Raw genomic sequence first — 12867 nt, 5'->3', positions numbered from 1 at the left:
AGGGGCGAATAGAGGTATGGGATATCCGTTAGAATTGAAGTGTGTTCTATGTGGAAAAACCTTTAAGCTTGAAGAAGTAAAATATACGTGTCCTTTTTGTGGGCAAGATGGAACACTGGACGTACTTTATGATTATGATGAAGTGGCGCAATCTTTCTCCCGTGAACGTCTGAAAAAAGATTCTTCTCCTTCTTTATGGCGTTATGCTCCCCTGCTTCCTGTTATCAATTCTGAACATATTCCTTCTTTATCCGTAGGTTGGACACCTCTCTATATGAGCAAAAAGGTGGCGGAGACCTATGGAGTTTCGGCTGTTTTTATAAAAGATGACGGCAGAAATCCCACTGGGTCTCTCAAAGATCGTGCAAGTGCCGTTGGCGTAGCAAAAGCTCTTGATTTTGGATATACAACAATCGCATGTGCCTCTACGGGAAATGCGGCTAGTTCTCTTTCAGGATTTGCAGCGGTGTCGGGGCTTCCCAGTTTTATTTTTGTGCCGGAAAAAGCTCCAGAAGCAAAAATTACACAGCTTCTTGTTTATGGAGCTACTGTTGTTCTTGTAGAAGGAGATTATAGCGATGCTTTTGACTTGGCAGCTGCCGCTATCGATCGTTACGGTTGGTACAACAGAAGTTGCGCTATAAATCCTTACCTTGTAGAGGGGAAAAAGACGTGTGCGTTAGAGATAGCCGAGCAATTAGGATGGCAAGTCCCCGATCGTATTTTTATTTCTGTAGGAGATGGTTGTTGTATTGGTGGATTATATAAGGGGTTTTGGGATCTGCTGAATATCGGGTTTATTGACCGTATTCCCAAAATAGTTGGAGTTCAGGCTGAACATGCAGCGCCAATTTATGAGGCTTTTAAAGCTGGTTCTGAGAGGGTTTTATTTGGCCCTGTTCAGACTGTTGCCGATAGTATTTCTGTGGGAGCACCCAAGAATTGGGCAAAAGCTCTTCGCGCTGTTCGAAAAAGTAACGGAGATATGGTTGTTGTTTCGGACGAAGAAATTCTTTCTGCTATACCCGAATTAGCTCGATCAACTGGAGTCTTTGGTGAGCCGGCAGGTGCCGCTGCTTTTGCTGGTTTTAGAAAGATGGCAATGGCAGGAATGCTTGAGAGTTCCGAGAGCGTAGCGGTTGTAGTAACAGGTAACGGTTTGAAAGATATTTCAAATGCAAGAAAAGCTGCTGGGGCGCCTCTTTCTGCACCTCCTGATATAGATGCTTTTGAAGAAATCCTGAACGCCCATCTTTGACAATTGGTATCTTTAAAAAATTTTTATGTATTTCATAAGTAACTCATTATTGAAAGTAATAGTATTAGATGTATCCTTATACATACAAATCTAAAATATCCGTCATTCCTATCTACCTTCTTCCATTGCGTATTATTTCTGCAAATTAGCATTCATAAATATCGCTTCTTTAACGTTCTCCTTTTTCTTTTTTAAAAATGAGGCAATCTGCTTGAGGATAAAAAATAAAAGAACAGGAGTGAGCACGAATGATCGATTTGACCATTCATGAAGAGAAACTCAAGAAAGCGGTAGCGCGGGCAAAAGAGCGAAATATTATTATCCCAACCTTTAAACAGATGAAGAATCCAGAGCGTTACACACCTGAAAAGATCAAAGAGCGTCTCAAAAAGACTGGCCTTTGGGATGTGGATTCAGCTAATTTATTCCGCATCACCTGGAAAAATGAACCTAAAAAGCAAGGTGGGCTATTTGGGAAAGTTAATTATGTAGAAATTCCTAAAGAAATAACAGGTGTGAAGGCTCGGATTGTTGCTCTTGTCGGTAAGTGGTTTCCCACAGGTGCACATAAGGTCGGAGCCAGCTTCGGATGTTTAGCCCCGCGTCTTGTTACAGGTCAATTTGACCCTACCTCACAAAAGGCCGTGTGGCCATCTACTGGAAACTATTGCCGGGGAGGTGCATATAACGCGCAACTATTGGGGTGTGAATCAATAGCTATTCTTCCAGAAGGAATGAGCCCGGAACGATTCGAGTGGCTTAAAACAGTTGCAGGCGAAGTTATTGGAACTCCCGGAACAGAGAGTAACGTGAAAGAGATTTATGACAAAGTTTGGGAGCTTCGCAAGACCCGTGACAATATAGTAGTTTTTAACCAGTTTGATGAATTTGGTAATCATTTATGGCATTACGAGGTTACTGGACATGCTATGGATGAAGTTTTACAGGAAGTTTGCGGTGAAAAGGATCGTTATTTTGGAGTTGTTCTCACATCAGGGTCTGGAGGAACTCTTGGAAGTGGTGATTATCTCAAAGATAAATATCCATGGAGCAAAATCGGAGTGGGAGAGGCATTGCAGTGTCCCACGTTGCTTTGGAACGGTTTTGGAGCTCATCGGATAGAAGGCATAGGCGATAAACACGTTCCCTGGATTCATAACGTAAAAAACACCGATATGGTTATTGATATAGATGATGCAGACAGTATGGCAATGATACGTCTTTTCAACGAACCTGCAGGTCACGAATATTTAAGGAAAAACGGAATAACTGAGCAATTTATCGAGAGTCTTCCTCTTATTGGTATTTCCGGAGCGGCCAATATCTTGATGGCGGTAAAAATGGCTAAATACTACGAGCTTGACGAGCATAATGTAATTATGACCGTTTTGACAGATTCTATGGAAATGTATGGTTCTAGAGTGAAAGAGATGGCCAAAGAGATGGGAGAATACAGTGAGATGTGTGCTGCTGTTGACCATCATCGTCACATTCTGGGTGTTGGCATTGACTACATGCAAGAACTTTCCTATTACGATCGCAAACGAATTCACAATCTTAAATATTACACATGGATAGAGCAACAGGGGCGTTCCTCCGACGAATTAAATGCTCAGTGGTATGACTACGATGAGTATTGGGGATCTATTCATGGAATGGCTGATGCTATCGATGAAAGAATAGATGAATTTAATGCGTTGACAGGGCTTCTTTAATGTTTGGGAGAAAAGGAATAGCCTATATAACATAGGCATAAAAGGAGGCGAAAAGTAATGAAAAGAAGGTTGATTGCCCTTGGACTTGCCATGCTTTTACTAACTGCTTCTGGTATGGCCCTAGCTGCTGAAAAGACAATTAAACTCGCGCATTTGAACCCTCAGCAACCCTTCGAAGTGGCAACTGCAGCTATGGCAGCTGTCTTTAAGAGTATGGTCGAAGCAGAGAGTAACGGAACTATTAGCGTTGAGATTTATCCTGCAGGACAGCTGGGTAACGAACGAGAGACAATGGAGCAGGTAAAAGTTGGTGTCGTTCAGAGCTACATTGCTTCAGCGGGTGGCATGGCTTCCTTCTATCCGCTGTATAGCATTCTCGACATTCCTTTCGCTATTCCAAACTATGATATCGCATGGAAAGTTTTCGATGGTTCCTTTGGAAAATACCTTGCTAACGATATTGAAACTAAAGCAGGATATAAGGTTCTGGGGTTCGCAGAAGCAGGTGGTTTCTTCCAGCTTTCCAATAGTAAGCGGCCAATAAAAACTGTAGCAGATATGAAGGGCTTGAAGATGCGTACCATGACTCTGCCCTCTCATCAGCAGTTGATGAAGCTTTATGGAGCTGCTGCAACACCAGTAGCCTGGGCCGAGGTTTATACAGCTTTACAGACAGGTGTTGTTGATGGGCAGCATAATCCCATTCCTATTATTCTCACCGGCAAACTTTATGAAGTTCAGAAATATCTCACTATAACCAACCATATTTACAGTACATATTGCTGGGTTATGAATAAGGAATTCTATGAGGGGCTCTCTGATAACGAAAAAGCCATTATTCACTCTGCTGCACAAACAGCTATTGTTGCAAGTCGCGGTCTTAACAGAATAATAGAGGCTTCCGATAAGGGGTTGCCCGCACTTGCAAAAGCTGGCATGGAAATTAATACTCCAACACCAGAAGCAATGGAGGAATTCCGCGAAGTTGGACGAAAAGGGACCATGGAATTTATTGAGACAACATTTAAAGATGAAGGGGTAGATATGGCGGAACGTTTCTTAAAGGCCATTGATGAAGCTATTGAAGAGAGTAAGTAGGGGCATTTGCCCCTACTTTTACCCTAGAGGTACGTATCATGGGAAGTAATGGGAATAACCGTACTGGTCTTTTCAAAATAATTGAGAGGGTGGGAAATACTCTTGAACGTCTTATTGAGATTCCGGTTTTTATCCTTTCCATTATTATGACAATGACAGTCTTGCTTGGCGTTTTTTCTCGCTATGTTATTCGTTCTCCTCTCGGTTGGACAGAGGAATTCTCTCGATATGTAATGATTTGGATGGCTCTTCTCTCAGTTGCTTTATGCATATGGAGACATGAACATGTGGGAGTGACCATGGTCATCAAAAAATTTCCTCGTAAGATTGCTAAAATCCTCATTTTTATATCAAACGGTTTTGTCTTCTACTTTCTTTACATTTTGGCAAAGTATGGCTTCAAGATGGCTGAAGGAGGCAAAGTTCAGCTTTCTACAGCTCTTAATACCTCTATGAAATGGTGGCTTATGGCTGTTCCAGCCAGTGCTGTTATCTGTATGGTTATGTTACTCTGCAAAATGATACTTGATGTCCGCAGAGAGAACCTCGATGAAATACTGATGTCCGAAGAAGTAGTCGATACGGTAAGAAGAGAAGAAGGTCTTGATTTTTAATAGGGCGAGGGGGGACTCTGCATGACGGGATTTTTATCAGGAGTATTTCTTCTTTTTATAGCAGTGGGAATGCCCATTGGTTTTGTTTTGGGCGTAACAGGCTTGTTTGGTATGATCAAAACAGGTATTCCCTCTGTTTTACAGCTTGTCCCGCAACGTTATTTTGCTGGAGTAGATATGTTTACCCTTATGGCTATGCCGTTTTTCATATTAGCCGGTGAGATTATGAACAAGGCAGGGATTACACGTCGCCTTGTAAAATTTAGTAATGTTTTAGTGGGTCACCTTCAGGGTGGTCTGGCTCACGCAAATATTGTTGCCTCTGTTTTCTTTGCAGGAATAACTGGAGCGGCAGTGAGTGATACGGCGGCTATTGGTTCTATGTTAATTCCTGCAATGGTGGATGAGGGGTATGACAAAGATTTCTCTGCGGCTGTAACCGCAGCTTCTTCCATTATCGGTCCGACTATTCCTCCCTCAAATATTATGGTGATATATGGAGCTTTTATGCAGGTTTCCATAGCAGGGCTTTTCCTGACAGGATTCCTCCCTGGTCTGATTCTTGCTGGAGCAGAAATGCTTCTTACAGCGAGAATAGCTAAGAAGAGAGGATACCCTGTGGGGGAACGCAGGGCAACTCTGAAAGAGATATGGTTGGCTTTTAAAGAGGCGGCAGTAGCTTTGCTTATGCCGGCTATTATCTTGGGAGGAATTTTAAGCGGAATGTTCACGCCGACGGAAGCGGCAGCAGTTGCTGTTGCCTATGCCTTTTTTCTCGGCTTTTTTGTGTATAAAAATATTACATTGAAAGATATGTGGCCTCTTTTTATGAAGATGGCACGTACAACTGGTGTCGTTTTTTTGGTCATAGCCGCGGCTTCTATCTTGGGATGGGTTTTGACCATGGAACAGATTCCAGAAAAGGTAGCTACCATGATGCTGAGTGTCAGTACAAATAAGTGGATTATTATGTCGATGATTTTACTGCTGTTGCTTTTTATCGGCATGTTCATGGATATAGCTGCTGCCCTTATTATATTAGGTCCCATTCTTCACCCGCTTGCAGTAAGTCTCGGATTTCACCCGCTTCATTTTGGAATTATTATGGTGCTTTCTCTCAACATCGCTCTCATGACACCTCCTGTAGGTGCTTGTCTCTTTGTGGCATGTGGCATTAGTAAGCTGACAATTGAGCAGCTGAGTCGAGAAATACTTCCCTATATTTTTGTAGCTTTGATCGTGCTCCTTGTAATTACCTTCATTCCTGATATACCGCTCTTCCTCCCTCGCTTGATGGGGCTGGCCAATTAATTAAAAGAAGGGAGTTTGATGATTGTGGATTTTGAAAAAATCCTTCAACAGGCAGAGGAGTATCGTTCAGACATTTCTAAATTTCTTCGAGATATGGTTGCTATTCCGAGTGAGAGTTGCCAAGAGGAAAGGGTGATACAGCGAATCAAAGAAGAGATGGAGAAAGTGGGATTTGACAGAGTAGAAATTGATCCCATGGGGAATATCTTAGGTTATATAGGACATGGCTCTCATCTTATTGCTATGGATGCTCATATTGATACCGTTGGTGTCGGAGATCGAAGCCTTTGGAACGTTGATCCGTATGAAGGCTATGAAGACGACGACATTATCATGGGTAGAGGCACGAGTGATCAAGAAGGCGGCATGGCCTCTATGGTTTACGCCGGGAAGATTATAAAAGACCTTGGACTTGAGGATGATTACACTCTTCTTGTAACAGGAACGGTACAAGAGGAAGATTGTGACGGCCTTTGTTGGCAGTACATCATTAATGAGAGTGGAATTCGACCTGAATTTGTAGTGATAACAGAGCCAACGTCTCTTAATATCTATCGGGGACAGCGTGGACGAATGGAGATTAAAGTGGCGACTAAGGGAATAAGTTGTCATGGATCTGCTCCTGAGCGGGGAGATAATGCCATCTATAAAATGGCCCCTATCCTTGAGGAACTGCGTGCTCTCCACGAAAATCTTCATTTTGATCCGTTCCTGGGGAAGGGGAGTCTCACTGTTTCTGAGATTTTTTTCAGTTCTCCTTCACGATGTGCTGTAGCTGATGGGTGTTCCATATCTATAGATCGTCGTCTTACTGATGGAGAAACATGGGAAAAAGCGTTACAGGAGATTAGAAATCTTCCATCTGTCAAAGAACGAGGTGGAGATGTATCAATGTACACGTACGAACGTCCTTCATACACGGGACTGGTGTATCCTACAGAATGTTTTTTCCCCACATGGGTTCTTGAAGAAGAACACCCTGCCTGCCAATCCTTAGTGCTGGCCTATCAGAAGCTTTTTAAAAATGAACCTCTCGTAGATAAGTGGACCTTTTCCACAAATGCTGTCTCTATAATGGGACGTTTTGGTATTCCATGTGTAGGTTTTGGACCTGGTCATGAAGATCAGGCACATGCTCCTAACGAAAAAACCTGGAAGGATGAATTAGTAAAAGCTGCTGCTATGTATGCGGCTATTCCTACAGTTTATGTTCAGACATATGGAAAGTGGACGAAATAGAGAAGTAGGAGGGGAAAAAGATGCAGACAATATTCAGAGGAAAACATTTTATTACCTTGGAAGAGTGGAGCAAAGAAGAAGTCGATACTCTTCTTGACGTGTCTTACGAATTAAAACGTGCTTTTGCTATGGATCGTCCTACTAGCTATTTACCGAACAAAACGGTTTTTCTTATGTTTTTCGAACAGTCAACACGTACTCGTAACTCTATGGAAGCTGGTATTACCCAGTTGGGAGGACACGGGCATTTTCTCGATACAAGCAACATGCAGATTGCTCACGGGGAAGTGGCAAAGGATACGGCCATTATTCTTTCCAGAATGGGACATGCCATAGCGTGCAGAAATTGTTTCTGGAAGATAGGGAATGCCTATCTCAGAGAAATGGCCAAATGGTCAACTGCACCGATTATAAATATGCAAGATGATTTATATCATCCCCTTCAGGCGATTGCTGATCTTATGACAATTCAGGAAAAGCGCGGCCGTTCTTCCAGAAATTTGAAAGTATCAGTTATATGGGCTTATGCTACAACTCATAAAAAACCCATATCTGTTCCTGTAAGCCAGGTTCTTCTTTTCCCTCGTTACGGAATAGATGTTACTTTGGCCTATCCAGAAGGATACCAACTTCCTGATTGGGTTATAGAAAAAGCGAAGAAGAATGCTGAAGAAAACGGCGGATCTCTTCGGATTACCCATGATCAGGAAGAAGCATACAAAGATGCGGATGTGGTATTCCCTAAAAATTGGGGAAATTGGGTTACAAATGAAGGAACGGATGTTATTGATTCCCTTCTTGAAGCGAATAAGCATTGGAAATGTACCGAAAAACTTATGCAGCTTACTGCCAAGGATTCTCTCTATATGCACGCTCTTCCAGCAGATCGTGTAAATGAAGTAGAAGACTCTATTATTGATGGACCTCATTCTGCTATTTATGACGAAGCTGAAAACAGACTTCATACGGCTAAAGCCGTTATGGCTTTGACCATGGGAGGACGTTAGGTCATAAAGATAAGGGAGGTGTTTCATGTGAGAACGTGGAAAAGGGTGTCTCTATTGTTTCTTGTTCTTTGTTTGGCAATAACAGGTTCGGTTGTTTCTGCTTCAGCGAAAGCCCCAGGGGAGTATAAAATGGTGCTCATTCTTCCTGGGCCGATTAACGATCAGAGCTGGAATGCGACGAACTATGCCGGTCTTGTTGCGGCCAACGAAGAATTGAAAACAAAAATAGAGTATGTCGAAAATGTACAGGCAAGTGATTATGAGTCTACGTTCCGTAACTACGCCGAGCGAGGGTATGACCTTATTATGGCAGCCGGGACTCAGTTTGATGAAGCTGCCCAGCGCGTAGCTCCCAAATATCCTAAATCAACGTTTTGTGTTATCAATGGCATGATAGCTGTAGAACCAAACGTATGTCCAGTCTTACCCAAGGAGTATGAAGGCAGCATTCTCGCAGGAATAATTGCTGGTAAAACAACAAAAACAGGAAAAATAGGTTTGGTTGGAGGTTTTCCCAACAAGCTTATGATTCGTTTGCTGAATACCTATGAATTTGGTGCCCGTGTTGGAATGCCTGAAGTAAAGGCGCTTCGTGCCTATGCGAACTCGTGGAGTGACGTCGCTCTTGGCAAGCAGATGGCAAGTTCCATGATTGATAACGGTGCCGATGTCCTTTTCTTTTATGCCAACCAGGTTGGACTTGGAGCTATTCAGGCTGCAAAAGAGAAGGGCGTAAAGTTCGTGGGTTTTGCCAGTGACCAAAACAGTGTTGCGCCGGGAACAGTCGTCGCCAGTGTGTTTTTTGATTTCAAGGCTATGTATGTATGGGCCGTTGGGAAATTCCTAAATGGAGATTTGAAACCTATAGTTAATGAGGCAGGTATTGCTGAGGGCATTGTTAAGGTTGCCTATAGTGACGAAGTAGCTTCGGAAGTTCGAGATCTAGTATCTCAGGCGGAAGAGGCTATAAAAGAAGGACGATTTGTAAAATTCCTTTCACAGTTCCCAGAACCCTTAGATTGATAACTCCTTTTATGAAGCGGGGGGAATTCTCTCCCCGCTTATCCAGGTTTTGAACAGACGGTGATAAAAATGCCTATAAAAGAGACAGATCTAGCCGTAGAGCTTATAGGAATTACAAAATATTTTCCTGGAACTATTGCTAATCACGACGTATACCTCAAAATTAAAAAAGGCGAAGTTGTTGCACTTCTCGGCGAAAATGGTGCGGGAAAATCAACATTGATGAAAATTTTGTACGGGATGTATCAACCTGATAGCGGATCTATAAAGGTAAATGGAAAAGATGTCAAAATACGTTCTCCACAGGATGCCATGGCGTTGGGGATTGGAATGATTCACCAGCATTTTACGTTGGTTCCCGTTCATACCGTAGTGGAAAACGTTCTTCTTGGAGCAGGGGCAGAAGATAAAGGTCGAGCCTCTGTTTCAGAAGCGGTAAAAGAAATAGAACGTATGGGGAAAGCTTATGATCTTGAGGTTGATCCCTTTGCTTTCGTTCGTCAGCTTGCTGTTGGTATGCAGCAACGTGTAGAAATATTAAAAGCTCTTTATCGAGGTGCTCAGACTCTTATTATGGATGAGCCCACAGCTGTTTTGACCCCTCAGAATACAGAAAGACTTTTTTCTTTTATTCGTGATTTTCGAGAGGCCGGTCACTCCGTTATTTTCATAACGCATAAGCTTAATGAAGTTCTCGATATTGCGGATCGTATTGTTGTTCTCCGTAGCGGAAATGTCGTTGGCGAACTTTTACGTTCAGAAGCCTCAGAGCGAGAACTTGCGCAGATGATGGTGGGGCGTGAGGTTGCAGACCTTTCATCAGAAGTTAAAGCTCAAGAGAAAGATGTACATAAAAAAGAAAGTATATTACGAGTTGAAAATATAAAAGTAAAAGGAGACCGGGGGCATTGGGCCGTGGACTCCCTGAGCATGAATATTGATGGGGGAGAAATTTTTGGAATTGCCGGTGTCAGTGGAAATGGGCAGGAAGAACTTGCTGAAGCTCTTTGCGGACTTCGTGCTGTTAGTGAGGGGCAGATTATTCTTAGAGACAACTCACTTGTGGGGAAAAGTGTACATGATCTGATTCATGAAGGGATAGGATATATTCCGGCAGATAGACATCGAGAAGGGCTCGTTCTTGATATGTCGGTAGAGGAAAATCTTATCCTAAAACGTTTCTCTTCTTCGGAATTTGCAAGCCGTGGCGTTCTTTCTGAAAAAAATATTCAGCTTTACGCACAAAAAATTATAGAAGATTACGCCATTAAAACCCCTTCTTCTGCTACGAAGGCTAAGGCTCTTTCCGGAGGTAACCAACAGAAAATTGTTATTGCCAGAGAACTTGGCATAGCTTCCTCTCTTCTTGTAGCTGTGCAACCTACGCGAGGTCTTGATTTGGGAGCTGCTGATTATGTGCATAGAGCTCTTCTTAATGTTCGTAACGAGGGGCAGGCCGTTCTTCTTATTTCTACGGAATTGTCAGAAGTTCTAACACTTTCAGATCGAATAGGTGTTATGTATCGAGGCCGTATCCTCAAGGTCTTTAGGCGCGAAGAAGCAGATATTGAAGAGATAGGTCTTCTTATGGTGGGGGTGACTCACGATGAAACATAATCGGCGTCTCTGGCTCTCACTTTTTCCTCTTTACTCTGTTTTTTTAGGCCTGGCATTAAGTGGGATTATGATGCTTTTTCTTGGACAAAATCCTTTGGTTGTATATAAGGAGCTTGTCATTTTTGCCTTTCGAGATATATACAATATTGCTGATATTTTTGCTAAAGCAACTCCTCTTATTCTTACGGGGTTGGCTTTTGGATTTGCTTTTCGGTCTACTCTCTTCAATATAGGCGCACAAGGACAGTTTTATATTGGTTGTCTTGCTGCCGTCTCGTGCTCACTCTTTTTTCAAGTGTTGCCTTTGCCAATTTTACTTCTTATTTGTTGTGTCGCCAGTATGCTTGCAGGAGGTCTATGGGGATCTTTTGTCGGCTATGCCAAGGCGCGTTTCAATGCTAACGAATTCTTGCTGAGCATGATGTCGACGTATGTGGCAGTGGCCATAATGAACTATCTTATCCGAGGTCCTCTTATAGAAACGAAGGGAGAATATCCACAAACAGATGTTATTGTTGAAAATGCCTGGATACCTCAGCTTATTCCCCATACTCGCCTTCATTGGGGGTTTATTCTTGCTCTTTTAGTTGCGTTTTTTGCCTATTTTATCCTTTGGAAAACAACGTTGGGTTTCAAAATACGCGCGGTAGGAATGAACAGAGATGGTGCCAGATATGCTGGCATTAATGAGAAGAAGGTTTTTGTTACAGTCTTTTTTATAAGTGGGGCTTTTGCGGGTCTTGCTGGTTTTATGGAAGTCAACGGCATTCAGCATATGCTTGTGCAAGGTTTCAATCCATTTATTGGAGCAGAAGGCATAGGCATTGCCATTCTTGGGAATGCCCATCCGCTGGGGATAGTACTCTCGGCACTGCTTTTCGGTGCTCTTAAGGTTGGTGGAAATCTCGTTGTACAAACGTCACCTATTCCCTCAAGCATTATTGGCATTATGGAGGGATTTGTCATGTTATCTGTTATCGTGTCGTACTTTATTCGAGAGCGGATTATTGTTGCCAGCGAAAAGAAGCGACTTCGAGAAGAAGAGAGAAGGGAGGAATCCCAATGATTTTAGTAGGCCTTTTGGCCCGCGCAATACAGATGAGCACGCCTCTAATGGTAGGAGCGCTAGCAGAAGTATTTGTAGAAAGAACGGGTGTAATGAATATTGCCATAGAAGGCATTTTTCTCATGGGGGCCTGGGCTGGTTTCGTGGGAACCTATCTCTCTGGAAGTCTCTTTGTAGGATTTTTGAGTGCTGCTGTTGTCGGTCTTTTCGTGGGAAGTTTTTACGGGATTCTTACTGTGTATCTTAAACAACATCAAATTGTTACAGGTACTGCGATAAACATTCTTGCTCCAGGTTTGGCTCTCTATCTCTACCGTGTCTTTTTCGGAGTTCCTCTTCTTCCCTTAACTGTAGAACCTTTACCTGTTTTTGCTATTCCCGTGTTAAGTCACATTCCTATTATTGGAGAGGCCCTTTTCCGGCAAAATATAATGACATATGCAGCCTTTATATTTGTTGGTATAGGGTATTGGATTCTTTTTAAAACAAGAACAGGGCTTATTCTCAGGTCGACAGGAGCAAATCCAGAAGCAGTGGATGCTGCCGGTATAAATGTAGAAAAGATTCGATTCAAGGCGGTTTTATTTTCTAGTGCCATGAATGGGCTAGCTGGTGCTTTCTATTCCATAGGTTTTTTAGGACTTTTTACAGAAGATATTATAGGCGGTCGTGGCTGGATAGCTTTTGCTATCTGCTTTCTGGGAAATTGGAATCCTTTGGGTGCGATGATTGGGGCTCTTGTTTTCGGATTGGCAGATGCTACCTCTATCGCGATACAGACCTCAGGCTTTAGATTGATCCCGAATGAATTTCTTATAGCTATTCCTTACATATTAACGATTATTGCAACTATCTCTCGAAAACAATTTAATGTGCCGGCTTTTCTGGGTATTCCGTATATAAAAGAGAGGAGATAGGA

The 12867-nt window shown here is 42.7% G+C and carries 11 protein-coding genes; all 11 read left to right on the top strand.

Annotation, left to right across the window (positions count from 1 at the left end):
• Positions 1–16: 16 nt before the first annotated feature.
• The 11 genes from RBH88_RS09875 to RBH88_RS09825 all read left to right on the top strand — a co-directional run bounded on the left by RBH88_RS09875 (position 17) and on the right by RBH88_RS09825 (position 12865).
• Positions 17–1258, top strand: a complete 1242-nt coding sequence (locus RBH88_RS09875) for a threonine synthase (protein ID WP_307879593.1) — start codon at positions 17–19, stop codon at positions 1256–1258.
• A 248-nt stretch (positions 1259–1506) separates the two neighbouring features.
• Positions 1507–2973 (top strand): pyridoxal-phosphate dependent enzyme, encoded by a 1467-nt coding sequence (locus RBH88_RS09870; protein WP_213701543.1) that lies wholly within the window; start codon positions 1507–1509, stop codon positions 2971–2973.
• 57 nt (positions 2974–3030) lie between these two features.
• The gene (locus RBH88_RS09865; RefSeq protein ID WP_213689949.1) at positions 3031–4071 is read left to right on the top strand and encodes a DctP family TRAP transporter solute-binding subunit; all 1041 of its coding nucleotides are present in this window, start codon (positions 3031–3033) and stop codon (positions 4069–4071) included.
• Between the two features lie 38 nt (positions 4072–4109).
• Positions 4110–4685, top strand: a complete 576-nt coding sequence (locus tag RBH88_RS09860) for a TRAP transporter small permease (RefSeq protein ID WP_213689948.1) — start codon at positions 4110–4112, stop codon at positions 4683–4685.
• Positions 4686–4706: 21 nt separating this feature from the next.
• Positions 4707–5996 carry a TRAP transporter large permease gene (locus tag RBH88_RS09855; protein WP_213689947.1) on the top strand — a complete coding sequence of 430 codons (1290 nt, stop codon included), beginning with the start codon at positions 4707–4709 and terminating at the stop codon, positions 5994–5996.
• 18 nt (positions 5997–6014) lie between these two features.
• Positions 6015–7235, top strand: coding sequence for a YgeY family selenium metabolism-linked hydrolase (locus tag RBH88_RS09850; protein ID WP_307879592.1), 1221 nt, complete (start codon positions 6015–6017; stop codon positions 7233–7235).
• Positions 7236–7255: 20 nt separating this feature from the next.
• Positions 7256–8242, top strand: coding sequence for an ornithine carbamoyltransferase (locus RBH88_RS09845; RefSeq protein ID WP_213689946.1), 987 nt, complete (start codon positions 7256–7258; stop codon positions 8240–8242).
• Between the two features lie 27 nt (positions 8243–8269).
• Complete coding sequence (locus RBH88_RS09840; RefSeq protein ID WP_213689945.1) at positions 8270–9265, top strand: BMP family protein; 996 nt, start codon at positions 8270–8272, stop codon at positions 9263–9265.
• A 69-nt stretch (positions 9266–9334) separates the two neighbouring features.
• Complete coding sequence (locus RBH88_RS09835; protein ID WP_213699480.1) at positions 9335–10882, top strand: ABC transporter ATP-binding protein; 1548 nt, start codon at positions 9335–9337, stop codon at positions 10880–10882.
• Entirely contained in the window at positions 10872–11948 is a 1077-nt protein-coding gene (locus RBH88_RS09830) for an ABC transporter permease (protein WP_213695672.1), read from the top strand. Before RBH88_RS09835 ends, RBH88_RS09830 begins: the two co-directional genes overlap by 11 nt.
• Positions 11945–12865 carry an ABC transporter permease gene (locus RBH88_RS09825; RefSeq protein WP_213701540.1) on the top strand — a complete coding sequence of 307 codons (921 nt, stop codon included), beginning with the start codon at positions 11945–11947 and terminating at the stop codon, positions 12863–12865. Before RBH88_RS09830 ends, RBH88_RS09825 begins: the two co-directional genes overlap by 4 nt.
• The last annotated feature ends 2 nt before the right edge of the window (positions 12866–12867 follow it).

It is taken from the genome of Aminobacterium sp. MB27-C1 (assembly GCF_030908405.1).
Classification (GTDB): Bacteria; Synergistota; Synergistia; order Synergistales; family Aminobacteriaceae; genus Aminobacterium.
This window is presented reverse-complemented; position numbering and strand designations above follow the sequence as displayed.